Source organism: Streptococcus mitis (assembly GCF_003942965.1).
Taxonomy (GTDB): domain Bacteria; phylum Bacillota; class Bacilli; order Lactobacillales; family Streptococcaceae; genus Streptococcus; species Streptococcus mitis_BH.
The window spans coordinates 16,351-42,481 of record NZ_RJOG01000017.1; the positions used below are offsets into that span (position 1 = coordinate 16,351).

The 26,131-nt window shown below is 39.8% G+C and carries 30 protein-coding genes and 1 tRNA gene; 30 read left to right on the forward strand and 1 reads right to left on the reverse strand.

All coding sequences use genetic code 11. The annotated features are described in order from the left end of the window. Positions 1-118 precede the first annotated feature (118 nt). The 24 genes from D8837_RS06370 to gap all read left to right on the forward strand — a co-directional run bounded on the left by D8837_RS06370 (position 119) and on the right by gap (position 20,903). Entirely contained in the window at positions 119-484 is a 366-nt protein-coding gene (locus tag D8837_RS06370; RefSeq protein WP_049499212.1) for a DUF1033 family protein, read from the forward strand. Positions 485-560: 76 nt separating this feature from the next. After that, positions 561-1,502 (forward strand): competence type IV pilus ATPase ComGA, encoded by a 942-nt coding sequence (gene comGA, locus D8837_RS06375; protein ID WP_125456537.1) that lies wholly within the window; start codon positions 561-563, stop codon positions 1,500-1,502. After that, a complete protein-coding gene (gene comGB / locus D8837_RS06380) occupies positions 1,450-2,466 on the forward strand; it encodes a competence type IV pilus assembly protein ComGB (protein ID WP_125456549.1) in 1,017 nt (338 codons plus the stop codon). Before comGA ends, comGB begins: the two co-directional genes overlap by 53 nt. A gap of 1 nt (position 2,467) precedes the next feature. After that, a complete protein-coding gene (gene comGC, locus D8837_RS06385) occupies positions 2,468-2,794 on the forward strand; it encodes a competence type IV pilus major pilin ComGC (protein ID WP_125456538.1) in 327 nt (108 codons plus the stop codon). Further along, the gene (gene comGD, locus D8837_RS06390; RefSeq protein ID WP_260468880.1) at positions 2,787-3,191 is read left to right on the forward strand and encodes a competence type IV pilus minor pilin ComGD; all 405 of its coding nucleotides are present in this window, start codon (positions 2,787-2,789) and stop codon (positions 3,189-3,191) included. The genes comGC and comGD overlap by 8 nt, the downstream gene beginning before the upstream one ends. Next, the gene (comGE, locus tag D8837_RS06395; RefSeq protein ID WP_260468878.1) at positions 3,154-3,456 is read left to right on the forward strand and encodes a competence type IV pilus minor pilin ComGE; all 303 of its coding nucleotides are present in this window, start codon (positions 3,154-3,156) and stop codon (positions 3,454-3,456) included. Before comGD ends, comGE begins: the two co-directional genes overlap by 38 nt. Beyond that, positions 3,419-3,880: a competence type IV pilus minor pilin ComGF gene (gene comGF, locus D8837_RS06400; RefSeq protein WP_000250509.1), complete on the forward strand. Its 462-nt coding sequence runs from the start codon at positions 3,419-3,421 to the stop codon at positions 3,878-3,880. Before comGE ends, comGF begins: the two co-directional genes overlap by 38 nt. Further along, positions 3,858-4,271 (forward strand): competence type IV pilus minor pilin ComGG, encoded by a 414-nt coding sequence (gene comGG / locus D8837_RS06405; RefSeq protein ID WP_125456540.1) that lies wholly within the window; start codon positions 3,858-3,860, stop codon positions 4,269-4,271. Before comGF ends, comGG begins: the two co-directional genes overlap by 23 nt. A gap of 32 nt (positions 4,272-4,303) precedes the next feature. Further along, complete coding sequence (locus D8837_RS06410; RefSeq protein ID WP_125410141.1) at positions 4,304-4,891, forward strand: class I SAM-dependent methyltransferase; 588 nt, start codon at positions 4,304-4,306, stop codon at positions 4,889-4,891. 60 nt (positions 4,892-4,951) lie between these two features. After that, the gene (locus D8837_RS06415) at positions 4,952-5,905 is read left to right on the forward strand and encodes a class I SAM-dependent methyltransferase (RefSeq protein WP_125410140.1); all 954 of its coding nucleotides are present in this window, start codon (positions 4,952-4,954) and stop codon (positions 5,903-5,905) included. A gap of 50 nt (positions 5,906-5,955) precedes the next feature. Then, positions 5,956-7,146, forward strand: coding sequence for an acetate kinase (locus D8837_RS06420; protein WP_125456541.1), 1,191 nt, complete (start codon positions 5,956-5,958; stop codon positions 7,144-7,146). Positions 7,147-7,295: 149 nt separating this feature from the next. After that, complete coding sequence (gene rnpA / locus D8837_RS06425; RefSeq protein WP_000739245.1) at positions 7,296-7,667, forward strand: ribonuclease P protein component; 372 nt, start codon at positions 7,296-7,298, stop codon at positions 7,665-7,667. Further along, positions 7,642-8,466, forward strand: coding sequence for a membrane protein insertase YidC (locus D8837_RS06430; RefSeq protein ID WP_221762429.1), 825 nt, complete (start codon positions 7,642-7,644; stop codon positions 8,464-8,466). Before rnpA ends, D8837_RS06430 begins: the two co-directional genes overlap by 26 nt. Before the next feature lie 17 nt (positions 8,467-8,483). Continuing rightward, positions 8,484-9,473 (forward strand): RNA-binding cell elongation regulator Jag/EloR, encoded by a 990-nt coding sequence (jag, locus tag D8837_RS06435; RefSeq protein WP_125456543.1) that lies wholly within the window; start codon positions 8,484-8,486, stop codon positions 9,471-9,473. Positions 9,474-9,523: 50 nt separating this feature from the next. After that, positions 9,524-10,147 carry a ribonuclease P gene (locus D8837_RS06440; RefSeq protein ID WP_125456544.1) on the forward strand — a complete coding sequence of 208 codons (624 nt, stop codon included), beginning with the start codon at positions 9,524-9,526 and terminating at the stop codon, positions 10,145-10,147. Positions 10,148-10,262: 115 nt separating this feature from the next. Further along, positions 10,263-12,239 (forward strand): transketolase, encoded by a 1,977-nt coding sequence (tkt, locus tag D8837_RS06445; protein WP_125456545.1) that lies wholly within the window; start codon positions 10,263-10,265, stop codon positions 12,237-12,239. Positions 12,240-12,366: 127 nt separating this feature from the next. Next, positions 12,367-12,666 (forward strand): preprotein translocase subunit YajC, encoded by a 300-nt coding sequence (gene yajC / locus D8837_RS06450; protein WP_061865023.1) that lies wholly within the window; start codon positions 12,367-12,369, stop codon positions 12,664-12,666. A 46-nt stretch (positions 12,667-12,712) separates the two neighbouring features. Continuing rightward, positions 12,713-13,156: a low molecular weight protein-tyrosine-phosphatase gene (locus tag D8837_RS06455; protein ID WP_061864940.1), complete on the forward strand. Its 444-nt coding sequence runs from the start codon at positions 12,713-12,715 to the stop codon at positions 13,154-13,156. Beyond that, positions 13,143-13,553, forward strand: coding sequence for an MORN repeat-containing protein (locus D8837_RS06460; RefSeq protein WP_000429317.1), 411 nt, complete (start codon positions 13,143-13,145; stop codon positions 13,551-13,553). The genes D8837_RS06455 and D8837_RS06460 overlap by 14 nt, the downstream gene beginning before the upstream one ends. A 300-nt stretch (positions 13,554-13,853) precedes the next feature. After that, positions 13,854-16,505, forward strand: coding sequence for a bifunctional acetaldehyde-CoA/alcohol dehydrogenase (gene adhE / locus D8837_RS06465; RefSeq protein WP_084950460.1), 2,652 nt, complete (start codon positions 13,854-13,856; stop codon positions 16,503-16,505). A 123-nt stretch (positions 16,506-16,628) separates the two neighbouring features. Beyond that, on the forward strand, positions 16,629-17,549 hold the full coding sequence (locus tag D8837_RS06470) for a helix-turn-helix domain-containing protein (RefSeq protein ID WP_060627202.1): 921 nt from the start codon (positions 16,629-16,631) through the stop codon (positions 17,547-17,549). Between the two features lie 213 nt (positions 17,550-17,762). Then, the gene (locus tag D8837_RS06475) at positions 17,763-18,446 is read left to right on the forward strand and encodes an ABC transporter ATP-binding protein (protein WP_004262463.1); all 684 of its coding nucleotides are present in this window, start codon (positions 17,763-17,765) and stop codon (positions 18,444-18,446) included. Then, positions 18,415-19,716, forward strand: coding sequence for an ABC transporter permease (locus tag D8837_RS06480; protein ID WP_185755681.1), 1,302 nt, complete (start codon positions 18,415-18,417; stop codon positions 19,714-19,716). Before D8837_RS06475 ends, D8837_RS06480 begins: the two co-directional genes overlap by 32 nt. Positions 19,717-19,892: 176 nt before the next feature. Further along, positions 19,893-20,903: a type I glyceraldehyde-3-phosphate dehydrogenase gene (gap, locus tag D8837_RS06485; protein WP_000260687.1), complete on the forward strand. Its 1,011-nt coding sequence runs from the start codon at positions 19,893-19,895 to the stop codon at positions 20,901-20,903. Positions 20,904-20,970: 67 nt separating this feature from the next. On the opposite strand, the gene D8837_RS06490 is transcribed toward gap, so the two are convergent. Continuing rightward, complete coding sequence (locus D8837_RS06490) at positions 20,971-21,846, reverse strand: RluA family pseudouridine synthase (RefSeq protein WP_080998465.1); 876 nt, start codon at positions 21,844-21,846, stop codon at positions 20,971-20,973. Positions 21,847-21,932: 86 nt separating this feature from the next. Here D8837_RS06490 and pbp2a point away from each other — a divergent pair, with 86 nt between their 5' ends. The 6 genes from pbp2a to D8837_RS06520 all read left to right on the forward strand — a co-directional run bounded on the left by pbp2a (position 21,933) and on the right by D8837_RS06520 (position 25,871). Next, positions 21,933-24,128, forward strand: a complete 2,196-nt coding sequence (pbp2a, locus tag D8837_RS06495) for a penicillin-binding protein PBP2A (RefSeq protein ID WP_125456546.1) — start codon at positions 21,933-21,935, stop codon at positions 24,126-24,128. 52 nt (positions 24,129-24,180) lie between these two features. Beyond that, on the forward strand, positions 24,181-24,333 hold the full coding sequence (rpmG, locus tag D8837_RS06500; RefSeq protein WP_001809375.1) for a 50S ribosomal protein L33: 153 nt from the start codon (positions 24,181-24,183) through the stop codon (positions 24,331-24,333). A gap of 9 nt (positions 24,334-24,342) precedes the next feature. Then, positions 24,343-24,519: a preprotein translocase subunit SecE gene (gene secE, locus D8837_RS06505; RefSeq protein ID WP_001210990.1), complete on the forward strand. Its 177-nt coding sequence runs from the start codon at positions 24,343-24,345 to the stop codon at positions 24,517-24,519. Between the two features lie 53 nt (positions 24,520-24,572). Next, a complete protein-coding gene (gene nusG / locus D8837_RS06510) occupies positions 24,573-25,109 on the forward strand; it encodes a transcription termination/antitermination protein NusG (RefSeq protein WP_049492454.1) in 537 nt (178 codons plus the stop codon). A 120-nt stretch (positions 25,110-25,229) separates the two neighbouring features. Further along, positions 25,230-25,709, forward strand: coding sequence for a sigma-70 family RNA polymerase sigma factor (locus tag D8837_RS06515; protein ID WP_125456547.1), 480 nt, complete (start codon positions 25,230-25,232; stop codon positions 25,707-25,709). A gap of 90 nt (positions 25,710-25,799) precedes the next feature. Then, positions 25,800-25,871 (forward strand) — tRNA-Glu (locus D8837_RS06520). The last annotated feature ends 260 nt before the right edge of the window (positions 25,872-26,131 follow it).

Here is a 26,131-nt window from a genome sequence, read left to right on the forward strand (position 1 = left end):
GAAATTCAGTCATCATAGGATGGCTGGATTTTTTATTAAAAAAATTAAGAAANGAGCATATTTCTTTCCTTGTTTAGCGGAATTGGTTATAATATACGGTACAAAGGAATGAATGAATATGTATCGTGTTATAGAAATGTACGGAGATTTTGAACCTTGGTGGTTTATAGAAGGTTGGGAAGAAGATATTGTAGCAAGTAGAAAATTTGATCAGTATTATGATGCTCTCAAATACTATAAAACTTGCTGGTTTAGACTGGAACAAGAATCCCCTCTTTATAAAAGTAGAAGTGACTTGATGACTATTTTTTGGGATCCAGAAGACCAACGCTGGTGTGATGAATGTGACGACTATTTACAACAATACCATTCTTTGGCTCTTTTGCAGGACGAGCAGGTTATCCCAGATGAAAAATTACGTCCAGGCTATGAAAAACAAACAGGTAAGGAAAGGCACCGTTCTTGCCGTATGAAATTAAAATAGAGAAAAAGTAACTTTTTTGGAGTTGCTTTTTTTATTTTTCCAAATCTTTGCGAATAGTATAGGTGAGGAGGTAAGTATGGTTCAAGAAATTGCACAAGAAATCATTCGTTCGGCTCGGAAAAAAGGGGCACAAGACATTTATTTTGTCCCCAAGTTAGACGCTTATGAGCTTCATATGAGAATAGGAGACGAGCGCTGTAAAATCGGTTGTTATGATTTCGAAAAATTTGCGGCCGTCATCAGTCACTTTAAGTTTGTGGCGGGTATGAATGTTGGAGAAAAGCGACGTAGTCAACTTGGTTCCTGTGATTATGCCTATGACCAGAAGATGGCGTCCCTACGTCTATCTACTGTAGGCGATTATCGAGGGCAGGAGAGTTTGGTGATTCGCTTGTTGCATGATGAGGAGCAGGATTTGCATTTTTGGTTTCAGGATATTGAAGAACTTGGCAAGCAGTATAGGCAACGTGGTCTCTATCTCTTTGCTGGTCCAGTCGGAAGTGGCAAGACGACCTTGATGCATGAATTGGCCAAGTTACTCTTTAAAGGACAGCAAGTTATGTCCATCGAAGATCCTGTAGAAATCAAGCAGGACGACATGCTTCAGTTGCAGTTGAACGAAGCAATCGGGTTGACCTATGAAAATCTCATCAAACTTTCCTTGCGTCATCGGCCAGATCTCTTGATTATCGGAGAAATTCGGGACAGCGAGACGGCGCGTGCAGTTGTTAGAGCCAGTTTGACAGGGGCGACAGTCTTTTCAACCATCCATGCCAAGAGCATTCGAGGTGTTTATGAGCGCCTGCTGGAGTTGGGTGTGAGTGAGGAGGAATTGGTAGTCGTTCTGCAAGGTGTTTGTTACCAGAGATTAATCGGGGGAGGAGGAATTGTTGACTTTGCAAACAAAGACTATCAAGAACACCAGCCAACTAGCTGGAATGAACAGATTGACCAGCTTCTTAAAGATGGACATATCACAAGTCTTCAGGCTGAAACGGAAAAAATTAGCTACAGCTAAGCAAAAAAATATCATCACCTTGTTTAACAATCTCTTTTCCAGCGGTTTTCATCTAGTGGAGACTATCTCATTTTTAGATAGGAGTGCTTTGTTGGACAAGCAGTGTGTGACCCAGATGCGTACAGGTTTGTCTCAGGGGAAATCATTCTCAGAAATGATGGAAAGTTTGGGTTTTTCAAGTGCCATTGTCACTCAGTTATCCCTAGCTGAAGTTCATGGGAATCTCCACCTTAGTTTAGGAAAGATAGAAGAGTATCTGGACAATCTGACCAAGGTCAAGAAAAAATTAATTGAAGTAGCGACCTATCCCTTGATTTTGCTGGGTTTTCTTTTCTTAATTATGCTGGGGCTACGGAACTATCTACTACCACAACTGGATAGTAGCAATATTGCCACCCAAATCATTGGAAATCTGCCACAAATCTTTCTAGGAATGGTGGGGTTTGTTTCCATACTTGCCCTTTTAGCACTAACTTTCTATAAAAGAAGTTCCAAAATGCGTGTCTTTTCTATCTTAGCGCGTCTTCCCTTCCTTGGAATCTTTGTTCAGACTTATTTGACAGCTTATTATGCGCGTGAATGGGGGAATATGATTTCTCAAGGGATGGAGTTGACGCAGATTTTTCAAATGATGCAGGAACAAGGTTCCCAACTCTTTAAAGAAATCGGTCAACATCTAGCTCAAGCCCTACAAAATGGTCGCGAATTTTCTCAAACCATAGCAACCTATCCTTTCTTTAAGAAAGAGTTGAGTCTTATTATCGAGTATGGTGAAGTCAAGTCCAAGCTGGGGAGTGAGTTGGAAATCTATGCTGAAAAAACTTGGGAAGCCTTTTTTACCCGAGTTAACCGCACCATGAGTTTGGTGCAGCCACTGGTTTTTATCTTTGTGGCACTGATTATCGTTTTACTTTATGCGGCAATGCTCATGCCCATGTATCAAAATATGGAGGTAAATTTTTAACATGAAAAAAATGATGACATTCTTGAAAAAAGCGAAAGTGAAGGCTTTTACACTTGTGGAGATGTTGGTGGTCTTGCTCATCATCAGCGTGCTTCTCTTGCTCTTTGTACCTAATCTGACCAAGCAAAAAGAAGCAGTCAACGACAAAGGAAAAGCTGCTGTTGTTAAGGTGGTGGAAAGCCAGGCAGAGCTTTATAGCTTAGATAAAAATGAAGATGCTAGCCTAAGCAAGTTACAAGCAGATGGGAGAATCACAGAAGAACAGGCTAAAGCTTATAATGAATACTATGCTAAAAATGGAGGAACAAATCGTAAAGTCAATGATTAAGGCCTTTACCATGCTGGAAAGTCTCTTGGTTTTGGGACTTGTGAGTATCATTGCCTTGGGCTTGTCCGGCTCTGTCCAGTCCACTTTTGCTACGGTAGAGGAGCAGATTTTCTTTATGGAGTTTGAGGAATTTTATCGGGAAACCCAAAAACGCAGTGTAGCCAGTCAGCAAAAGGCTAGTCTGAACTTAGATGGGCAGATGATCAGTAATGGCAGTCAAAAGTTGTCAGTTCCTAAGGGAATTCAGGCACCATCAGGACAAAGTATTACATTTGACCGATCTGGGGGCAATTCGTCCCTGGCTAAGGTTGAATTTCAGACCAGTAAAGGAGCGATTCGCTATCAATTATATCTAGGAAATGGAAAAATTAAACGCATTAAGGAAACAAAAAATTAGGGCAGTGATTTTACTGGAAGCCGTAGTCGCTCTAGCTATTTTTGCCAGTATTGCAACCCTCCTTTTGGGACAAATTCAAAAGAATAGGCAAGAAGAAGCAAAAGTTTTGCAAAAGGAAGAAGTCTTGCGTGTAGCTAAGATGGCCCTGCAGACAGGTCAAAATCAGTTGAACATCAACGGAGTTGAGATTCAGGTGTTTTCTAGTGAAAAGGGATTGGAGGTTTATCATGGTTCAGAACAGTTGTTGGCTATCAAAGAGCCATAAGATTAAGGCTTTTACCCTGTTAGAATCACTGATTGCCCTCATTGTCATCAGTGGAAGCTTACTTCTCTTTCAAGCTATGAGTCAGCTCCTCATTTCAGAAGTTCGCTACCAGCAACAAAGCGAGCAAAAGGAGTGGCTCTTGTTTGTGGACCAGCTGGAGGCAGAATTAGACCGTTCACAGTTCGAAAAAGTGGAAGGCGACCGCATTTATATGAAGCAGGATGGCAAGGAAATTGCGATAGGCAAGTCTAAATCGGACGATTTTCGGAAAACTGATGCCAGTGGACGAGGTTATCAGCCCATGGTTTATGGACTCAAATCAGCACAGATTACAGAGGAAAATCAAGTGGTTCGTTTTCGTTTCCAGTTTCAAAAAGGCTTAGAAAGGGAGTTCATCTATCGTGTGGAAAAAGCAAAAAGTTAGGGCAGGAGTTCTCCTCTATGCAGTCACCATGGCAGCCATTTTCAGCCTTTTATTGCAGTTCTATTTGGACCGACAAGTCGCCCACTATCAAGACTATGCTTTAAATAAAGAAAAGTTAATCGCTTTTGCCATGGCCAAGCGAATCAAAGATAAGGTTGAGCAAGAAAGTGGGGAACAGGCCTTTAATCTGGGTCAGGTGAGCTATCAAAATAAGAAAACAAACTTGGTGACAAGGGTTCGCACGCCTAGGAGCCAATATGAGTTCTTATTTCCTTCAGTCAAAATCAAAGAAGAGAAAACGGATAAAAAGGAAGAGGTAGCGACTGATCCAATCGAAAAAGCGGAGAAGAAAAAATCAGAAAAGAAGTCTGAAAAGCAAGAGAATTCCTAGCCAATCAAGATACTTTGTGCTAAACTAAAAGCATGAAACATGATTTTAATCACAAAGCAGAAACTTTTGATTCAACTAAAAATATCTTTCTTGCAAACTTGGTTTGTCAAGCGGTCGAGAAACAGATTGATCTTCTATCAGACAAAGAAATTCTGGATTTTGGTGGTGGGACGGGTCTATTAGCCTTGCCCCTAGCCAAGCAGGCTAAGTCTGTCGCTCTTGTAGACATTTCTGAGAAAATGCTGGAGCAAGCTCGTTTGAAAGCAGAGCAGCAAGACATCAAGAATATCCAGTTTTTGGAACAAGATTTATTGAAAAGTCCCTTGAAGCAAGAGTTTGATCTCATTGTTGTTTGTCGGGTTCTTCATCATATGCCTGATGTGGATGCAGCTCTCTCACTGTTTCATCAACATTTGAGGAAAGATGGACAACTCCTCATTGCTGATTTTACCAAGGCGGAAGCTAACCATCACGGCTTTGAATTGACTGAACTGGAAAAACAGCTAATTGAGAACGGTTTTTCATCTGTGCATAGTCAGACTCTCTATAGCGCTGACGACCTTTTTCAGGGAAATTATTCAGAACTCTTTTTAACAGTATCCCAAAAATCACTCGCCTAGTCAGGGAGTGATTTTTCTATAAGGATGGAAAAAAGGAGGGAAATTTGATAAGATAGGAATATGGATTTTGAAAAAATTGAACAAGCTTATACGTATTTACTGGAGAATGTCCAAGTCATCCAAAGTGATTTGGCGACCAATTTTTATGACGCCTTGGTGGAGCAAAACAGCATCTATCTGGATGGTGAGACTGAGCTAAATCAGGTAAAAGAGAACAATCAAGCCCTTAAGCGTTTAGCGCTTCGCAAGGAAGAGTGGCTCAAGACCTACCAGTTTCTCTTGATGAAGGCTGGGCAGACAGAGCCCCTACAGGCCAATCACCAGTTTACGCCAGATGCCATTGCTTTACTTTTGGTGTTTATTGTGGAAGAGTTGTTTAAAGAGGAGGAAATCACTATCCTCGAAATGGGTTCTGGAATGGGGATTCTGGGTGCTACTTTCTTGACCTCGCTTGCTAAAAAAGTGGATTACCTGGGAATGGAAGTGGATGATTTGCTGATTGATTTGGCAGCTAGCATGGCAGATGTGATTGGTTTGGAGGCTTCTTTTGTTCAAGGAGATGCCGTTCGTCCACAAATGCTCAAAGAAAGCGATGTGGTCATCAGCGACTTGCCTGTTGGCTATTATCCTGATGACGCCGTTGCGTCGCGTCATCAAGTTGCTTCTAGTCAAGAAAATACCTACGCCCATCACTTGCTCATGGAACAAGGGCTTAAGTACCTCAAATCAGATGGCTACGCTATTTTTCTAGCTCCGAGTGATTTGTTGACCAGTCCTCAAAGTGACTTGTTGAAAGGTTGGTTGAAAGAGGAGGCAAGTCTGACTGCCATGATTAGTTTGCCTGAAAATCTTTTTGCCAGTGCTAAACAATCCAAGACAATTTTTATCTTACAGAAGAAAAGTGAAACAGCAGTAGATCCTTTTGTTTATCCACTTGCTAGTTTGCAAGATGCAAGTGTTTTAATGAAATTTAAAGAAAATTTTCAAAAATGGACTCAAGGTACTGAAATATAAAATAGATTTTGTTATAATAGATGAAAACGCTTAAAAAGGGGTATCATGTTATGACAAAAACAATTGCAATCAATGCGGGAAGTTCAAGTTTGAAATGGCAACTTTATCAAATGCCAGAGGAAAAAGTTCTTGCTAAAGGTTTAATTGAACGGATTGGTTTGAAAGATTCAATTTCAACTGTAAAATTTGATGGCCGTTCTGAACAACAAATTTTGGATATCGAAAATCATACACAAGCTGTTAAAATTTTATTGGATGACTTGATTCGTTTCGATATTATCAAGACTTATGATGAGATTACTGGTGTTGGACACCGTGTTGTGGCTGGTGGAGAGTATTTCAAAGAATCAACAGTCGTTGAGGGAGATGTTTTAGAAAAAGTTGAAGAGTTGAGCTTGTTGGCTCCTCTCCACAATCCAGCCAATGCAGCAGGTGTTCGTGCCTTCAAGGAATTGTTGCCAGATATTACCAGTGTAGTTGTTTTTGATACTTCATTCCACACAACTATGCCAGAGAAAGCTTATTGCTACCCTCTACCAACAAAATATTACACAGAAAACAAGGTTCGTAAATATGGTGCCCACGGTACAAGTCACCAGTTTGTAGCAGGAGAAGCTGCAAAACTCTTGGGACGTCCATTAGAAGACTTAAAATTGATTACTTGCCACATCGGTAATGGTGCTTCTATTACAGCAGTTAAGGGCGGTCAATCTGTTGATACTTCAATGGGATTCACTCCACTTGGTGGTGTGATGATGGGAACTCGTACAGGAGATATTGACCCAGCTATCATTCCTTACTTAATGCAATATACAGAGGACTTTAACACGCCTGAAGACATTAGTCACGTTCTTAATCGTGAATCAGGACTAATGGGGGTTTCAGGTAAATCTAGTGATATGCGTGATGTGATTGCTGCTATGGAAGAAGGGGACCACGATGCCACTTTAGCCTATGAAATGTATGTTGACCGTATCCAAAAACATATCGGTCAATACCTTGCAGTCTTAAATGGAGCAGATGCTATTATCTTTACTGCAGGTATCGGTGAAAATGCTGCAAATGTACGTGAAGATGTTATTTCAGGTATCTCTTGGTTTGGCTGTGATGTTGATCCAGAAAAGAACGTCTTTGGCGTGACAGGAGACATCTCAACAGAGGCAGCGAAGATCCGTGTTTTGGTTATTCCAACTGATGAAGAATTGGTCATTGCCCGTGACGTTGAACGCTTGAAAAAATAAGTAAAACTAGTAAAAATATTCCGTACAAGGAGTTGGGAAAGAGATTTTTCCAGCTTCTTTTTATGGTGAAATTGTCCAAAACCTTGCTATGATTGGCTTTTTTGAAAAATATGGTATAATAGTAGTAATTTAATAGATGGAGTTGAGTTTTGAAGAAAAACTTTCGTGTAAAAAGAGAGAAAGATTTTAAGGCAATTTTCAAGGAAGGGACAAGTTTTGCCAATCGCAAATTTGTTGTCTACCAACTAGAAAATCAGAAAAACCATTTTCGAGTAGGTCTATCAGTTAGCAAAAAACTTGGGAATGCCGTCACTAGAAATCAAATTAAGCGACGAATTCGGCATATTATCCAGAATGCAAAAGGGAGTCTGGTAGAAGATGTCGACTTTGTTGTCATTGCTCGAAAAGGGGTTGAAACCTTGGGATACGCAGAGATGGAGAAAAATCTACTCCACGTATTAAAATTATCAAAGATTTACCAGGAAGGAAATGGGAGTGAAAAAGAAACTACAGTTGACTAGTTTGCTAGGTTTATCTCTATTTATCATGACAGCCTGTGCAACTAATGGGACAACTAGCGATATTACGGCAGATTCGACTGATTTTTGGAGTAAGTTTGTTTACTTCTTTGCAGAAGTCATTCGCTTTTTATCGTTTGATATTAGTATTGGAGTGGGGATTATTCTCTTTACAATCTTGATTCGTACAGTACTCTTGCCAGTCTTTCAAGTGCAAATGGTGGCGTCCAGAAAAATGCAGGAAGCTCAACCACGTATTAAGGCGTTGCGAGAACAATATCCGGGTCGAGATATGGAAAGCAGAACCAAGCTAGAGCAGGAAATGCGTAAAGTCTTTAAAGAAATGGGTGTCAGACAGTCGGATTCTCTTTGGCCGATTTTGATTCAGATGCCAGTTATTTTGGCCCTGTTCCAAGCTCTATCAAGAGTTGACTTTTTAAAGACAGGTCATTTCTTATGGATTAACCTTGGTGGTGTGGATACAACCCTTGTTCTTCCGATTTTAGCGGCAGTATTTACCTTTTTAAGTACTTGGTTGTCCAACAAAGCCTTGTCTGAGAGTAATGGCGCTACGACTGCGATGATGTATGGGATTCCAGTCTTGATCTTTATCTTTGCAGTTTATGCACCAGGTGGAGTCGCCCTATACTGGACAGTGTCCAATGCTTATCAAGTCTTGCAAACCTATTTCTTGAACAATCCATTCAAGATTATCGCAGAGCGCGAGGCGGTAGTTCAGGCACAGAAAGATTTGGAAAATAGAAAAAGAAAAGCCAAGAAAAAGGCTCAGAAAACGAAATAATAAGGAGGAATCTGGTAATGGTAGTATTTACAGGTTCAACTGTTGAAGAAGCAATCCAGAAAGGATTGAAAGAATTAGATATCCCAAGACTGAAGGCTCACATCAAAGTCATTTCTCGTGAAAAAAATGGCTTTCTTGGTTTATTTGGTAAAAAACCAGCTCAAGTTGATATTGAAGCTATTAGTGAAACAACGGTCATTAAAGCTAATCAGCAGGCTGTAAAGGGTGTTCCTAACGAAATTAACGAACAAAATGAACCAGTTAAAACAGTCAGTCAAGCGACTGTTGATTTAGGGCATGTTGTAGAAGCAATTAAAAAGATTGAAGAAGAAGGCCAAGGGGTTTCTGATGAAGTTAAGGCTGAGATTTTGAAAAATGAAAAACATGCTAACACCATCTTAGAAGAAACTGGGCATATTGAGATTTTAAATGAATTACAGCTTGAAGAATCTGGTTTCGGGGAAGAAGTAGAAACTCCTATTGTCGAGACTCAAGCTGAACGAACTGAAAGTCAAGAATTAGAAGATTTGGGCTTAAAGGTTGAACCGAGTTTTGACATTGAACAAGTAGCTACGGAAGTAACGACTTATGTCCAAACAATCATTGATGATATGGACGTTGAGGCGACGATTTCAAATGATTATAACCGTCGTAGCATCAATTTGCAAATTGATACTAACGAACCAGGGCGTATTATCGGTTACCATGGTAAAGTTTTGAAGGCCTTGCAACTATTGGCTCAAAATTATCTTTACAACCGTTATTCAAGAACCTTCTACATCACAATCAACGTTAATGATTATGTTGAACACCGTGCAGAAGTCTTGCAGACCTATGCGCAAAAATTGGCGACTCGTGTTTTAGAAGAAGGGCGCAGTCATCAAACAGATCCAATGTCAAATAGCGAACGTAAGATTATCCATCGTATTATTTCACGTATGGATGGCGTGACTAGTTACTCTGAGGGTGATGAGCCAAATCGCTATGTCGTTGTAGATACAGAATAAACAAAATCAGGGTTCTCCTGATTTTTTGCTAGCTGGAGGAGATTAAATTAATGTTGAATAAGATAAGAGACTATTTAGACTTTGCTGGTTTGCAGTATCGTAATCCGGATAAGTCTGGAGATGAGCGAGAGAAGATGTTGGAATTGCGCCACAAAGGTCAAGAGGCACGAAAGGCTTTTACAGAACTGGCTAAAGCCTTTCAAGCAAGCCATCTAGAATGGCAACTCCAACAGACTAGCCAGTGGATGAATCAGGCGCAACGTTTACGACCACATTTTTGGGTTTATATACAGAGAGACGGACAAATGACAGAGCCAATGCTGGCCTTACGTTTGTACGGGACATCTACTGATTTTGGAATTTCTTTAGAAGTCAGTTTCATCGAGCGCAAGAAAGATGACCAAACTCTAGGCAAGCAAGCCAAAGTTTTAGAAATTCCAACCGTTGAAGGGATTTATTATCTAGTCTACTCTGATGGTCAAAGTCAACGGTGGGAGGCGAGCGAAGAAAATCGTCAGGTCTTAGTCGAGAAGGTAGGCGGTCAAGAAATCCGAAAAGTGTTAGTTAAAGCAGATGTTTCTTTTGTAGAAACTCAATCATTAGAAGTGATTTTAGAAAAATTAGAAGATGCTTATGAACGCTTACTTCCCTACTATCAGGCGACTAGAGGATAGCAACTAGAATACTTATTTACGTCGAATTGTTTAATTGCTATTCTATGTATTTTTTCATATAATAGTAAAATAGAATGTGTGATTCAATAATCACCTCAAATAGAAAGGAAATTCTATGTCAAATCTATCTGTTAATGCAATTCGTTTCCTAGGTATTGACGCCATTAATAAAGCCAACTCAGGTCACCCAGGTGTGGTTATGGGAGCAGCTCCGATGGCTTACAGCCTCTTTACAAAACAACTTCGTATCAATCCGGCTCAACCAAACTGGATTAACCGTGACCGCTTTATTCTTTCAGCAGGCCATGGTTCAATGCTCCTTTATGCCCTTCTTCATCTTTCTGGTTTTGAAGATGTCAGCATGGATGAGATCAAGAGCTTCCGTCAATGGGGTTCAAAAACACCAGGTCACCCAGAATTTGGCCATACAGCAGGAATTGATGCTACAACAGGTCCTTTAGGTCAAGGAATTTCAACTGCTACTGGTTTTGCCCAGGCAGAGCGTTTCTTGGCAGCCAAATATAACCGCGAAGGCTACAATATCTTTGACCACTATACTTACGTTATCTGTGGAGACGGAGACTTGATGGAAGGTGTCTCAAGTGAGGCGGCTTCATACGCAGGTTTGCAAAAACTAGACAAGTTGGTTGTTCTTTATGATTCAAATGACATCAACTTGGATGGTGAGACAAAGGATTCCTTTACAGAAAGTGTTCGTGACCGTTATAATGCTTATGGTTGGCATACAGCCTTGGTTGAAGATGGAACAGACTTGGAAGCTATCCATGCTGCTATCGAAACAGCTAAAGCTTCAGGTAAGCCATCTTTGATTGAAGTGAAGACTGTTATTGGATACGGTTCTCCAAACAAACAGGGAACTAAGGCCGTACACGGTGCTCCTCTTGGAGCAGATGAAACTGCAGCAACTCGCCAAGCGCTCGGTTGGGACTATGAACCATTTGAAATCCCAGAGCAAGTTTATGCTGATTTCAAAGAAAATGTTGCAGATCGTGGCGCATCAGCTTATCAAGCTTGGACAAAATTAGTTGCTGATTATAAAGAAGCGCATCCAGAATTGGCTAAAGAAGTAGAGGCTATTATCGATGGACGTGATCCAGTTGAAGTGACTCCAGCAGACTTCCCGGCCTTAGAAAATGGCTTCTCTCAAGCAACTCGTAATTCAAGCCAAGATGCTTTGAACGTTGTAGCTGCTAAGTTGCCAACCTTCTTGGGTGGATCAGCGGACCTTGCTCACTCAAACATGACTTACATCAAAACAGATGGACTTCAAGACGATGCAAATCGCTTGAACCGTAACATTCAGTTTGGTGTTCGTGAATTTGCAATGGGAACGATCTTGAACGGGATGGCTCTTCATGGTGGACTTCGTGTATATGGTGGAACTTTCTTCGTCTTCTCTGACTATGTGAAGGCAGCTGTCCGCTTGTCAGCCTTGCAAGGACTTCCTGTGACTTATGTCTTTACTCACGATTCAATCGCGGTTGGGGAAGACGGTCCAACGCACGAACCAGTTGAGCACTTAGCAGGTCTTCGTGCCATGCCAAATTTGAATGTTTTCCGTCCAGCAGATGCGCGTGAAACGCAAGCAGCTTGGTACCTTGCAGTGACAAGTGAAAAAACACCAACTGCCCTTGTCTTGACACGTCAAAACTTGACTGTTGAAGAGGGAACAGACTTTGACAAGGTTGCAAAAGGTGCCTATGTTGTCTACGAAAATGCAGCAGACTTTGATACAATCTTGATTGCAACAGGTTCAGAGGTTAATCTTGCTGTCTCAGCTGCCAAAGAATTGGCTAGTCAAGGAGCAAAAGTCCGTGTAGTCAGCATGCCATCTACAGATGTCTTTGATAAACAAGATGCAGCATACAAGGAAGAAATTCTTCCAAATGCAGTTCGCCGTCGTGTTGCAGTCGAAATGGGTGCAACTCAAAACTGGTACAAATATGTTGGTCTAGATGGTGCTGTTCTTGGTATTGATACATTCGGAGCCTCTGCCCCAGCACCAAAAGTATTGGTAGAATATGGCTTTACTGTAGAAAATCTTGTAAAAGTCGTTCAAGACTTGAAATAATCCTAAAAATCAGGGCGCAAGCTCTGGTTTTTCTTACTAGAAAAACAAGGCACAATCTTGTAAAAGTAGCTGAAATTTGATATAGTAGTCCTATGTAAAATACAAAGGAGAAAATACTATGGAAAATATTAGTCCAAATTTAACATTTGTGATCATGCTTGTAGGTATGTTTGCCTTGATGTTCTTTATGCAACGTTCTCAAAAGAAACAAGCACAAAAGCGTATGGAAAGCTTGAACAAGCTTCAAAAAGGCTATGAAGTGATCACAATCGGTGGACTTTATGGAACAGTCGATGAAGTAGATACAGAAAAGAAAACAATTGTTCTTGATGTAGATGGGGTTTACTTGACTTTTGAACTAGCTGCTATCAAGACAGTATTACCACTTAAAGAAACAGCTTCACTCGAAGGTGCAATTGAAAAATAAGACGGGATTACTAACTCCCGTTTTTCTATAAAAGAAAGGAAATGGGATGAAAAAACTAGTCTTTGTCTGTCTGGGGAATATTTGCCGTAGTCCTATGGCTGAGTTTGTTATGAAATCAATGACAGATAATTATGAAATCCAAAGTCGAGCGACTTCTTCTTGGGAACATGGCAATCCGATTCATAAGGGAACTCAAGGGATTTTTCAAGAGTATCAGATTCCTTACGATAAAGCCAAAACATCGCTTCAGATTAGTAAGGAAGATTTTGAAGCCTTTGATTATATTATCGGAATGGATGCTTCAAATGTTTCTGACCTACGTCAGATGTGTCCAGTAGACTGTCAAGATAAGATTTACTCATTTGCATCTGAAAGTGTTCCAGATCCTTGGTATACAGGAGATTTTGAGGAAACCTATCAGCGTGTTCAAGAGGGTTGTCAAGCTTGGTTAGAACGTTTAGAAAAGGAGAGTGAAGGTGGAAAATCTTAAGAATTTTTACGAAAAGTATCGAGTGTATCTGACTCGTCCACGTTTAGAACTTTTAGCAGTAGTTGCCATTGTTTTTTGTGCTGTACTCGTCTTTTTTTTAAATATTCCCGGAAAAGGTGTTCTAAAGCTTGATAATGGAACGATTGTTTACGACGGCAGTCTTGTGCGTGGTAAAATGAATGGACAAGGTACCATTACTTTCCAAAATGGAGACCAATATACAGGTGGTTTCAACAATGGAGCCTTCAACGGAAAAGGTACCTTTCAATCTAAAGAAGGCTGGACCTACGAAGGTGATTTTGTAAATGGTCAGGCTGAAGGAAAAGGGAAACTAACAACAGAACAAGAAGTCGTTTATGAAGGGACTTTTAAACAAGGCGTTTTTCAACAAAAATAAAGCCTCCTTATCAAAGGAGGTATTGTTAGCATCTAAAAGTAAGCGCTTACCTGCAAATCCTTTTCTTTCCAATCTCCTCTTCCAATCAAGCTTGTGAAATAAAAAAATATTTGAAATTCATTTCACAAACTCTAAAGAAAAAACTTGATAAGTAAAGAAAATGAGAAAAAATTCACAAACAATAAAAAATTCTTTGTGAAATGTTTATGAAACTGTTTACAAAGTTGAAATAATGCGTTATAATAAACTTGTGAAAAAATTAACAAAGGATATCAATCCTTGAAAGCTATGGAGGAAAATATGGCTGATAAAAAAACTGTGACACCAGAAGAAAAGAAACTCGCTGCTGAAAAGCATGTCGATGGCTTGGTGCAAAAAGCTCTAGTTGCCCTTGAAGAAATGCGTAAATTGGATCAAGAGCAAGTTGACTACATCGTTGCCAAAGCATCAGTAGCAGCTTTGGATGCCCACGGAGAATTGGCTTTACATGCCTTTGAAGAAACAGGACGTGGTGTATTCGAAGATAAAGCGACTAAGAACTTGTTTGCTTGTGAACACGTAGTAAACAACATGCGCCACACTAAAACGGTTGGCGTTATCGAAGAAGACGATGTAACAGGTTTGACTCTTATCGCTGAACCAGTTGGCGTTGTTTGTGGTATCACTCCAACAACAAACCCAACATCAACAGCAATCTTCAAATCATTGATTTCATTGAAGACCCGTAACCCAATCGTCTTTGCCTTCCATCCATCAGCTCAAGAATCATCAGCTCACGCAGCTCAAATCGTTCGTGATGCTGCGATTAAAGCAGGTGCTCCTGAAAACTGTGTACAGTGGATTACTGAACCATCTATGGAAGCAACTAGTGCGCTTATGAACCACGAAGGTGTTGCAACAATCCTTGCAACAGGTGGTAATGCCATGGTTAAAGCTGCATACTCATGTGGTAAACCAGCTCTTGGAGTAGGTGCCGGAAACGTTCCAGCTTATGTTGAAAAATCAGCTAACATCCGCCAAGCTGCACACGATATCGTAATGTCTAAATCATTTGACAACGGTATGGTCTGTGCCTCAGAGCAAGCGGTTATCATTGATAAAGAAATTTACGATGAATTTGTAGCAGAGTTCAAATCTTACCACACTTACTTTGTAAACAAAAAAGAAAAAGCTCTTCTTGAAGAATTCTGCTTCGGCGTGAAAGCAAACAGCAAAAACTGTGCTGGTGCGAAATTGAACGCTGACATCGTTGGTAAGCCAGCAACTTGGATTGCAGAACAAGCAGGATTTACAGTTCCAGAAGGAACAAACATTCTTGCTGCAGAATGTAAAGAAGTTGGTGAAAACGAGCCATTGACCCGTGAAAAATTGTCACCAGTTATCGCAGTTTTGAAATCTGAAAGCCGTGAAGATGGTATTGCCAAAGCTCGTCAAATGGTTGAATTTAACGGTCTTGGGCACTCAGCAGCCATCCACACAGCTGATGAAGAATTGACTAAAGAATTTGGTAAAGCTGTTAAAGCTATTCGTGTTATCTGTAACTCACCTTCTACTTTCGGTGGTATCGGGGACGTTTACAATGCCTTCTTGCCATCATTGACACTTGGATGTGGTTCTTACGGACGCAACTCAGTTGGGGATAACGTTAGTGCCATTAACCTCTTGAATATCAAAAAAGTCGGAAGACGGAGAAATAACATGCAATGGATGAAACTTCCTTCAAAAACATACTTTGAACGTGATTCAATTCAATACCTTCAAAAATGTCGTGACGTTGAGCGTGTCATGATCGTTACTGACCATGCCATGGTAGAGCTTGGTTTCCTTGATCGTATCATCGAACAACTTGATCTTCGTCGCAATAAGGTTGTTTACCAAATCTTTGCTGATGTAGAACCAGATCCAGATATCACTACAGTTGAACGTGGTACTGAAATCATGCGTGCCTTCAAACCAGATACAATCATCGCTCTTGGTGGTGGATCTCCAATGGATGCTGCTAAAGTAATGTGGCTCTTCTACGAACAACCAGAAGTAGACTTCCGTGACCTTGTACAAAAATTCATGGATATCCGTAAACGTGCCTTCAAATTCCCGTTGCTTGGTAAGAAGACTAAATTCATCGCAATCCCAACAACATCTGGTACAGGATCTGAAGTAACACCATTTGCCGTTATCTCTGATAAAGCAAATAACCGTAAATACCCAATCGCTGACTACTCATTGACACCAACTGTGGCAATCGTAGACCCTGCTTTGGTATTGACAGTTCCTGGATTTGTTGCTGCGGACACTGGTATGGACGTATTGACCCACGCGACTGAAGCTTACGTATCACAAATGGCTAGCGACTACACTGATGGTCTTGCACTTCAAGCCATCAAACTTGTATTCGAAAACCTTGAAAGCTCAGTTAAGAATGCAGACTTCCATTCACGCGAGAAAATGCATAACGCTTCAACAATCGCTGGTATGGCCTTTGCCAATGCCTTCCTAGGTATTTCTCACTCAATGGCCCATAAGATTGGTGCGCAATTCCACACAATCCACGGTCGTACAAATGCTATCTTGCTTCCATACGTCATCCGCTACAACGGTACACGTCCAGCTAAGACAGCAACATGGCCTAAGTACAACTACTACCGTGCAGATGAGAAGTACCAAGATATCGCTCGTATGCTTGGACTTCCAGCTTCTACTCCAGAAGAAGGTGTGGAATCTTACGCAAAAGCTGTCTATGAACTTGGTGAGCGCGTAGGTATCCAAATGAACTTCAAAGCACAAGGTATCGACGAAAAAGAATGGAAAGAACATTCACGTGAATTAGCCTTCCTTGCTTACGAAGACCAATGTTCACCAGCTAACCCACGCCTTCCAATGGTTGACCATATGCAAGAAATCATCGAAGATTCTTACTATGGCTACAAAGAAAGACCAGGACGCCGTAAATAATTGTTTATCAGCCTAGAGGCAGGGAATCCCTGTCTCTTTTTTTGTAATTCTATTTGAAAAATGGTATAATCATCGCATATATTTATTTGAAAATCAAATCTTTTATAATCATGCGAGGGGCAAATGAACAAGATAAATGAGTTAGGGGATAAAGTGCGACTTTTAAGAGAGGAGAAAGGACTTAGTCGTCCAGTTTTTTGTGGGGATGAGTCTGAATTATCAGTGCGTCAGTTGGTGAGAATCGAAAAAGGAGAATTTCGACCGACTATAAAAACACTAGAATATATTGCAGATAGATTAGAAATTCCATCCTACGTCTTGATGCCAGATTATAAGGAACTGCCTAAACGCTACCAAGAATTAAAGTACTTTCTTTTACATCACCCTGACTATGGAGACAAGGAGTTGCAAGAACAAAAGGAAGAATATTTTGATGAGATTTTTGAGTGTTTTTATGATGACCTGCCCCGTGATGAGAAGATGATAGTGGACTGCCTTCAGGCAATAGATGCAGTGAGAGCGACTAGTAATTCTTTATACGGAAGTGGTGTGATTGAGGACAGTCTTCAAGACTTACTATCCAGAGATGTATATAAGGCTGAGGAATTGTTGAAATTGAGACTGTATTTTCTTTGTCAGTTAATGGATGGTTTAAACGAGGGTGAGATAAAAAAGTCTGAGCATGAAACTATTCTTTATTTTCATGACAAATTAAGTTCTCAGGTTGATAAGATAGAGTTCGATTGTTTGGACTTACTTAGAGACTCCTTGTTAGCTTCTTTAACTTGTATAGAGGTTATGGGGTTGCTTCATTATTTTAAGAGGGCAGTCGAGACCTTAAATAAAATAGGGCAAAAAACACGAGATTTTCAAAAACAACCGATTGTCTCGATGATTGAGTGGAAATATTATATTCAGATGGATTATGAAACAGCCAAACAAAAGTATGAAGAAGCAAAAATGATGGCAAGGATGTTTGGCAATGAGAAGTTACTCGTTAGTTTAGATAATGAATGGGCCGAGGATCTAGAAAGATATCGTTAAAGAGTTTATAGGAGTGACATTTCTGTCATTGGAGAAATGTCGCTTTTTTGTTAAAATGAATTTTACTTGATATACATCCAGAAGCAAACTAGGGAATAGAGAGAAAGTTCTAAGTAGTAGGCTTAAAGGGTGGGAAATCAGTGCTGAAGTAGCTTGAAGGATTTTCTATAAGTATGATGTATGACGATAACGGTTTTAAACAAGGGGGAAAGAATGTTCATTTTATCCATTAAAAATATTTCAAAGTTTTACACTTTGGACGGTAAACATCAAGAGCAGGCTCTAAGAAATATTAACCTGCAGATTGCAAAAGGTAAAATTACAGCGATTTACGGTCCGTCAGGCTGTGGCAAAACTAGCTTGCTAAACATTATCAGTGGTCTAGATAGACAATATGAAGGAGTTTTAGAATTTAAAGGGGAATCCCTCCGTGACTTATCAGAGATTGAACTAACTCAATTTCGTAAAGATAAGATTGGATTTGTGTTTCAAAATTTTAACCTCATTCCTCATCAGTCTGTCTTGGACAATGTCAAGCTACCTCTCTATGTCAAAGATTTATCTGATAGGGAGATGACAATGATTGCAAAGGAGCAATTAAGTAACTTGGGCATGGAGCCTTTTATGGCTAAAAATGTTAAACAGCTTTCTGGCGGGCAAAAGCAACGTGTAGCAATCGCGCGTGCACTGGTAAATCAGCCTGATATGATTGTAGCAGATGAGCCAACGGGTTCGCTGGATTCTCAATCCCAAGAAAAGGTATTGGAGGTATTTAAAAATTTAGCCCAAACAGGGAAAACAGTATTGATTGTAACCCATAATCCAGAGGTTGCTGAATATGCAGACGTGATTATCAAAATGAAGGATGGTGAAGTCGTTGAAGAAGTCAAAAAATAAAGGATTATCATTGAAAAANAAATTCAAACTTTCTTTAAATAACTTTATGGAAAGAAAGTGGCGTAACCTATTGATTGCGCTAGCAACCTCAATCGGTTTTGTAGGAGTCTTAATTTCTTTCGGCTTGGGAAATGCTTTGATTTCGATGATTGATGAAAATACGAATGGAGGTCAAATCCCTTCTCAAGTTCAGATTGCTTTAAATACAGAAAATGCTGGACGAGGCTTTTTGAACCAAGATGATAAGAACTATATCACGGATACAGTTGGGAAAGAAGCTATTAAATATTTGGAGAGTCCTTTTGGGATGACCATGTCAAATATTACTATAGATGGTCAAGAAATGGATCTGAGTCAAACGATGCCTTCTTATGCTCAAGTAGTGAGTCTCTATGAGGATACAAGTATTTCTGTTAGTAGTAATGAGGCGGACAAAGTATTAGCCGGTTCCCTCTATACTGATGCAAATGAACAGGGCTTGACGATTCCAAGCAGTTTACTAAAAAATTGGAATGAACAGACAGGAAACAATCTGACAGCTACTGATCTTATTGGCAAATCAGTCTCAGCAAGTATTGTAGAAAATGCTGCCGAAGCTAGCAAGACTGCTCAATTTCAAACGAAGATTGTACGTGTAATCAATGATGAAGATGACATGGAGGACAGCAACAGTTTCATGCCGTCTCATCAAATGGAAACGATTTTGAAAGAGGCTGGATTTACAAAAGCTGTATCTTATTTTATCTTGGAACTCAAAGATCCATCACAGACAAAAACGGTAACAGAAGAATTACAGAAAAATAAGAAGTATACTGTGCTTTCTCAACAGAGGGTTCTTGATATTGTGATTACCTTTATTCGTGTCATTCAGGGATTGTTGATTGTGCTTTCATCACAAGCTATTGTGGTAGCCGCGGTCATGATTGGTATTATCATTTACATCAATATCATGCAACGTTCTAAGGAAATAGGTGTCATGAAGGCAGTTGGTTATCAAAATCGCGATGTCAAAGGAATTTTTATTTACGAGGCTATCTGGATTGTAGGTATTGCCTTGCTGCTGGCATTTTTGGTTGCACAAGGGGTGGGAAGTTTGGCGAATGCGGTTGTAAATCACTTTTACCCATCCATCACTAAGGTTTTTGAATTAAATCTTCTATCTATTTTAGGAACTCTAGCTTTCGCTCTGTTACTTGGTTATGTCTCAGCCTACTTCCCAGCACGTAAAATTAGTAAAATGGATCCTGTAGAATCGCTACGATATGAATAGTAAGGGAGTTCTTGATTTATAGCCTTAAAAAGAAACTGACATAGAAAAACAATGCCCGTACTTGCAATTCAACTCAAATAGTTATATAATAGGTTTGTTGAAAGGTGATTTGTAGTGATTCAAGTTACTCTTTTCACAATAAAAATTTCATGATTTTCATAAGGAGGAAATCACTAATGGTAGTTAAAGTTGGTATTAACGGTTTCGGACGTATCGGTCGTCTTGCTTTCCGTCGTATCCAAAACGTAGAAGGTGTTGAAGTTACTCGTATCAACGACCTTACAGATCCAGTTATGCTTGCACACTTGTTGAAATACGACACAACTCAAGGTCGTTTCGACGGTACTGTGGAAGTTAGAGAAGGTGGATTTGAAGTTAACGGTAAATTCATCAAAGTTTCTGCTGAACGTGATCCAGAACAAATCGACTGGGCTAACGACGGTGTAGAAATCGTTCTTGAAGCTACTGGTTTCTTTGCTAAGAAAGCAGCTGCTGAAAAACACTTGCACGCTGGTGGAGCTAAAAAAGTTGTTATCACTGCTCCTGGTGGAAACGACGTTAAAACAGTTGTATTCAACACTAACCACGACGTTCTTGACGGTACTGAAACAGTTATCTCAGGTGCTTCATGTACTACAAACTGCTTGGCTCCTATGGCTAAAGCTCTTCAAGATAACTTTGGTGTTGTTGAAGGATTGATGACTACTATCCACGCTTACACTGGTGACCAAATGATCCTTGACGGACCACACCGTGGTGGTGACCTTCGCCGTGCTCGCGCTGGTGCTGCAAACATCGTTCCTAACTCAACTGGTGCTGCAAAAGCTATCGGTCTTGTAATCCCAGAATTGAACGGTAAACTTGACGGATCTGCACAACGCGTTCCAACTCCAACTGGATCAGTTACTGAATTGGTAGCTGTTCTTGAAAAGAACGTTACTGTTGATGAAGTGAACGCAGCCATGAAAGCAGCTTCAAACGAATCATACGGTTACACAGAAGATCCAATCGTATCTTCAGATATCGTAGGTATGTCTTACGGTTCATTGTTTGACGCAACTCAAACTAAAGTTCTTGACGTTGACGGTAAACAATTGGTTAAAGTTGTATCATGGTACGACAACGAAATGTCATACACTGCACAACTTGTTCGTACTCTTGAATACTTCGCAAAAATCGCTAAATAATTCTTGAGTCGATAAAAAGCAAGGCCTCTGGTCTTGCTTTTTAAATATTTAAAAATGGATGACGCTATCATCCATTCTTTTTTAACTCTTTTTCAAAAGTATCTGATAGGGTAGTGAAGCTTAATTTCTCTAGAGTAAGCGGATGGGTAAAGGACAGTCGAAAGGCGTGGAGCATAAGCCGACTTGTTTTTGATTTACTATTATAGAGAGGGTCGCCTAAAATAGGGAAGTTATGATGCGAAAGGTGCACACGAATCTGATGGGTTCGCCCGGTCTTTAGTTTGCAACGAACCAAGGAAGTTTTGTCTGGGAATTGCTTTAATCTGCTTACATGCGTTTCGGCATATTGCCCATTTTTTGTATCAACTATTCGTTTTCTGCGGTCATGGCGATCACGTCCGATTTTGTCCCTGAAAACAAGCTCTCTGCTGTTGATATTTCCGTCAACAAGTGCCCAATATTCTCTAGCAATCTCTTTTTTCTCCAATAAGCGATTGAGAATAGGGAGGATAAAAGGATTTTTAGCAAAAAGAACTAAACCGCTGGTTTCCATGTCCAGACGATGAACGACATAGCAGGTTTGGCCAACATAGGCACTGACATGGTTAAGAAGGGCGATTTCGCTTGGCTGATTACCATGCGTTTTCATTCCCTCGGGTTTGTTTACAATAATCAAGTGTTGATCTTGATAAACTTCCTGAATAAGTTTTGGGTTGCCCCAAGGAATTTCTTTTTCGGGATAATCTTCCTCGTCAAAAGTCAATTGGCAAACATCTCCAGGATTTACTATCTCGTTCCAATGAACTTCTTTTTGATTTATCAAAATATGTTTCTTGATTCTCAAAAAATGACGGATTTTTCTAGGGATGAGGAGTTGTTCCTCAAGTAATTGCTTTACCGTCATTTGAGGTAGAGAGTCTGGTAATGTAAATGTGAATTTCATACAGATATTGTAACAAAAAAAGCCCTATTTGGATAGGAAATAGCTAAATTCTTGTCTTCCTATGACGAAGATGATAAAATAAACGCATGAAATTAGATAAATTATTTGAGAAATTTCTTTCTCTTTTTAAAAAAGAAACAAGTGAATCAGAGGATTCTGATTCTACTAGCTTACGTCGCTCTCGTAGTGATCGAAAAAAATTAGCCCAAGTAGGTCCAATTCGAAAATTCTGGCGTCGTTATCATCTAACAAAGATTGTCCTTATACTAGGTTTGAGTGCAGGCTTGCTAGTTGGAACCTATTTGTTTGCTGTAGCTAAGTCAACCAATGTTAACGATTTGCAAAACGCCTTGAAAACTCGGACTATCATTTTTGACCGTGAAGAAAAAGAGGCTGGTGCCTTATCTGGTCAAAAAGGAACTTATGTTGAATTGACTGATATAAGTAAAAATTTGCAGAATGCCGTTATTGCGACAGAAGACCGTTCTTTTTATAAAAATGACGGGATTAACTATGGTCGTTTCTTCTTGGCGATTGTCACTGCTGGTCGTTCAGGTGGTGGTTCTACTATTACTCAACAGCTGGCTAAAAATGCCTATCTGTCGCAGGATCAAACTGTTGAGAGAAAAGCAAAAGAATTTTTCCTTGCCTTAGAATTAACAAAAAAATATAGTAAGGATCAGATCTTAACCATGTACCTTAACAATGCCTATTTTGGAAATGGTGTGTGGGGTGTAGAAGATGCGAGTAAGAAATACTTTGGAGTTTCTGCATCAGAAGTGAGTCTGGATCAAGCTGCGACTCTGGCAGGGATGCTCAAAGGACCGGAACTGTATAACCCCTTGAAATCTGTAGAAGATTCTACTAATCGTCGTGATACTGTCTTGCAAAATATGCTTGCAGCGGGTTACATTGATAAAAACCAAGAAACCGAAGCTGCAGAAGTTGATATGACTTCGCAATTGCACGATAAGTATGAAGGAAAAATCTCAGATTATCGCTATCCTTCTTACTTTGATGCGGTGGTTAACGAAGCCATTTCCAAGTATAATCTAACAGAGGAAGAAATTGTCAATAATGGCTACCGCATTTACACAGAGCTGGACCAAAACTATCAAGCAAATATGCAGGTTGTCTATGAAAATACAGCGCTATTTCCGAGGGCAGAGGATGGAACATTTGCTCAATCAGGAAGTGTAGCTCTCGAACCGAAAACAGGTGGAGTTCGTGGAGTTGTCGGTCAAGTTGCTGACAATGATAAAACTGAATTCCGGAATTTCAACTATGCAACTCAATCAAAACGTAGCCCTGGTTCTACAATTAAGCCTTTAGTTGTTTATACGCCTGCAGTTGAAGCTGGCTGGGCTTTGAATAAGCAGTTGGATAACCATACTATGCAGTATGACAGCTATAAGGTTGATAACTATGCAGGGATCAAAACTAGTCGAGAAGTTCCTATGTATCAAGCCTTGGCAGAATCGCTTAATCTGCCTGCTGTTGCCACTGTTAATGATTTGGGAGTTGATAAGGCTTTTGAGGCGGGCGAAAAATTCGGACTCAATATGGAAAAAGTCGATCGTGTTCTTGGTGTCGCCTTGGGAAGCGGTGTTGAAACCAACCCTCTTCAAATGGCTCAAGCGTATGCTGCTTTTGCAAATGAAGGTTTAATGCCGGAAGCTCATTTTATTAGTAGAATTGAAAATGCTAGTGGGCAGGTTATTGCGAGCCATAAAAATTCACAAAAACGGGTGATTGATAAGTCTGTAGCTGACAAGATGACTAGTATGATGTTGGGGACATTCACCAACGGTACCGGTGTTAGTTCATCGCCTGCAGACTATGTCGTGGCAGGAAAAACTGGAACAACTGAAGCTGTTTTCAATCCTGAATACACAAGTGACCAGTGGGTAATTGGTTATACTCCGGATGTAGTGATTAGTCACTGGCTTGGTTTCCCTACCACTGATGAAAGCCACTATCTAGCTGGCTCTACTTCAAACGGTGCAGCCCATGTCTTTAGAAACATTGCAAATACCATTTTACCTTATACGCCAGGAAGTACCTTTACAGTTGAAAATGCTTATAAGCAAAATGGAATTGCACCAGCCAATACAAGAAATCAAGTACAGAGTAATGAAGAAAATCAGTCGGATAATAGCCTTTCTGATATTAGAAGTCGTGCACAAAATCTGGTAGATGAGGCTAGCCGTGCTATCTCGGATGCGAAGATTAAGGAAAAGGCTCAAACGATATGGGATTCGGTAGTCAATCTATTTCGTTAAGATGCTTGTCAAAGCCTAGCTTTCTTGTTATAATAGATAAGATGGAGGCGTTATGGCACTAAAAAAAGCAAGCCTAGCTTGTGCGGTTTGTGGTTCGAGAAACTATTCAATCAAGATCAGCGGAAACCCCAAGCCAACACGACTAGAAGTAAATAAATTTTGTAAACATTGTGGTAAGTACACTACACACAGAGAAACGAGATAGGAGAGAGCGATGCGTTTTATTGGAGATATTTTTAGACTTCTTAAAGACACAACATGGCCAACTCGCAAGGAAAGCTGGAGAGATTTTCGGTCTATCATGGAATACACTGCTTTCTTTGTTGTGATTATTTATATTTTTGACAAGTTGATTGTTTCAGGTTTGATTCGATTTATTAATATTTTTTAGAAGACCTGTGGAGTTATTCGCGCTAGAAATCTTCTATTATGAAAGGAAGTATCATGGATAGTTTTGATAAAGGATGGTTTGTCTTACAAACCTATTCTGGTTATGAAAATAAGGTAAAAGAAAATCTATTACAACGTGCACAAACCTACAATATGTTGGATAATATTTTACGTGTTGAAATTCCAACACAAACAGTGCAAGTTGAAAAAAATGGAAAGAGAAAAGAAGTAGAAGAAAATCGCTTTCCAGGTTATGTTCTTGTAGAAATGGTCATGACAGATGAAGCTTGGTTTGTTGTTCGAAATACACCAAACGTTACAGGATTCGTCGGATCTCACGGAAATAGATCAAAACCAACTCCATTATTGGAACAAGAAATCCGTGATATCTTGGTTTCTATGGGACAAACTGTACAAGAGTTTGATATCGATGTTGAAGTTGGTCAAACTGTACGTATCATTGATGGTGCTTTTGCAGATTATACTGGTAAGATTACAGAGATTGATAACAATAAAGTGAAGATGATTATCTCTATGTTTGGTAATGACACAATAGCAGAAGTAAACCTAAACCAAATTGCAGAATTATAACCCAAAGAGAGGCTTGCCCTCTCTTTTTTGTGCAGTTGAGGAGCTAAAGGGTGCAGAATGGATGAAATGTGCCAAAAGTGTTTCTGAATCTGTTAGACTGTATCTAGAAAGGGGAACAATATGATTGAAGAATTGTATAAAGAAGTCCAGGGAATTGTGTACAAGTGTAGAAATGAATATTACCTTCATTTATGTGAGCTATCGGATTGGGAACAAGAGGGTATGATTTGCTTACATGAATTGATCAGTAGAGAAGAAGAGCTGGCAGAAGATATTCCTCGTTTAAGGAAATATTTTAAAACCAAGTTTCGGAATCGAATCCTAGACTATATCCGTAAGCAAGAAAGTCAAAAACGAAGATATGATAAAGAACCCTATGAAGAAGTAGGTGAGCTTAGTCATCGTATAAGCGAGGGAGGTCTCTGGCTAGATGATTATTATCTCTTTCATGAGACACTAAGAAATTATAGAAACAAACAAAGTAAAGATAAACAAGAAGAGTTAGAACGCGTCTTAAGAAATGAACGCTTCCGAGGTCGTCAAAGAGTATTAAGAGACTTACGTATTGTATTTAAAGAGTTTGACATCCGTACATACTAGGAAGCCATGCAAAAAATGAAAAAAGATAAAAAAGGTGTTGACAAAGGTGAAAAAGTCTGTATAATAGTAAGAGTTGAAAATAACAACTCAGGTCCGTTGGTCAAGGGGTTAAGACACCGCCTTTTCACGGCGGTAACACGGGTTCGAATCCCGTACGGACTATGGTNTNTTGNGGTTGAGGCACTTGATGAAAAAAGATTAAAAAAGTTTCAAAAAAGTGTTGACAAGCGAAAGCGGCTGTGATATACTAATATAGTTGTCACTTGAGAGAAGCGAGTGACAAAGACCTTTGAAAACTGAACAAGACGAACCAATGTGCAGGGCACTACAACTAAGGTTGTAGTACTGAACAATGAAAAAAACAATAAATCTGTCAGTGACAGAAATGAGTGAGAACTCAAACTTTTAATGAGAGTTTGATC

Bases quoted from the DNA above. Each gene is read 5' to 3' on its own strand.
- D8837_RS06370 (WP_049499212.1), top strand. From the start codon at position 119: ATGTATCGTGTTATAGAAATGTACGGAGATTTTGAACCTTGGTGGTTT.
- comGA (WP_125456537.1), top strand. From the start codon at position 561: ATGGTTCAAGAAATTGCACAAGAAATCATTCGTTCGGCTCGGAAAAAA.
- comGB (WP_125456549.1), top strand. From the start codon at position 1,450: ATGGACATATCACAAGTCTTCAGGCTGAAACGGAAAAAATTAGCTACA.
- comGC (WP_125456538.1), top strand. From the start codon at position 2,468: ATGAAAAAAATGATGACATTCTTGAAAAAAGCGAAAGTGAAGGCTTTT.
- comGD (WP_260468880.1), top strand. From the start codon at position 2,787: ATGATTAAGGCCTTTACCATGCTGGAAAGTCTCTTGGTTTTGGGACTT.
- comGE (WP_260468878.1), top strand. From the start codon at position 3,154: ATGGAAAAATTAAACGCATTAAGGAAACAAAAAATTAGGGCAGTGATT.
- comGF (WP_000250509.1), top strand. From the start codon at position 3,419: ATGGTTCAGAACAGTTGTTGGCTATCAAAGAGCCATAAGATTAAGGCT.
- D8837_RS06410 (WP_125410141.1), top strand. From the start codon at position 4,304: ATGAAACATGATTTTAATCACAAAGCAGAAACTTTTGATTCAACTAAA.
- D8837_RS06415 (WP_125410140.1), top strand. From the start codon at position 4,952: ATGGATTTTGAAAAAATTGAACAAGCTTATACGTATTTACTGGAGAAT.
- D8837_RS06420 (WP_125456541.1), top strand. From the start codon at position 5,956: ATGACAAAAACAATTGCAATCAATGCGGGAAGTTCAAGTTTGAAATGG.
- jag (WP_125456543.1), top strand. From the start codon at position 8,484: ATGGTAGTATTTACAGGTTCAACTGTTGAAGAAGCAATCCAGAAAGGA.
- D8837_RS06440 (WP_125456544.1), top strand. From the start codon at position 9,524: ATGTTGAATAAGATAAGAGACTATTTAGACTTTGCTGGTTTGCAGTAT.
- tkt (WP_125456545.1), top strand. From the start codon at position 10,263: ATGTCAAATCTATCTGTTAATGCAATTCGTTTCCTAGGTATTGACGCC.
- D8837_RS06455 (WP_061864940.1), top strand. From the start codon at position 12,713: ATGAAAAAACTAGTCTTTGTCTGTCTGGGGAATATTTGCCGTAGTCCT.
- adhE (WP_084950460.1), top strand. From the start codon at position 13,854: ATGGCTGATAAAAAAACTGTGACACCAGAAGAAAAGAAACTCGCTGCT.
- D8837_RS06470 (WP_060627202.1), top strand. From the start codon at position 16,629: ATGAACAAGATAAATGAGTTAGGGGATAAAGTGCGACTTTTAAGAGAG.
- D8837_RS06475 (WP_004262463.1), top strand. From the start codon at position 17,763: ATGTTCATTTTATCCATTAAAAATATTTCAAAGTTTTACACTTTGGAC.
- gap (WP_000260687.1), top strand. From the start codon at position 19,893: ATGGTAGTTAAAGTTGGTATTAACGGTTTCGGACGTATCGGTCGTCTT.
- D8837_RS06490 (WP_080998465.1), bottom strand. From the start codon at position 21,846: ATGAAATTCACATTTACATTACCAGACTCTCTACCTCAAATGACGGTA.
- pbp2a (WP_125456546.1), top strand. From the start codon at position 21,933: ATGAAATTAGATAAATTATTTGAGAAATTTCTTTCTCTTTTTAAAAAA.
- rpmG (WP_001809375.1), top strand. From the start codon at position 24,181: ATGGCACTAAAAAAAGCAAGCCTAGCTTGTGCGGTTTGTGGTTCGAGA.
- secE (WP_001210990.1), top strand. From the start codon at position 24,343: ATGCGTTTTATTGGAGATATTTTTAGACTTCTTAAAGACACAACATGG.
- nusG (WP_049492454.1), top strand. From the start codon at position 24,573: ATGGATAGTTTTGATAAAGGATGGTTTGTCTTACAAACCTATTCTGGT.
- D8837_RS06515 (WP_125456547.1), top strand. From the start codon at position 25,230: ATGATTGAAGAATTGTATAAAGAAGTCCAGGGAATTGTGTACAAGTGT.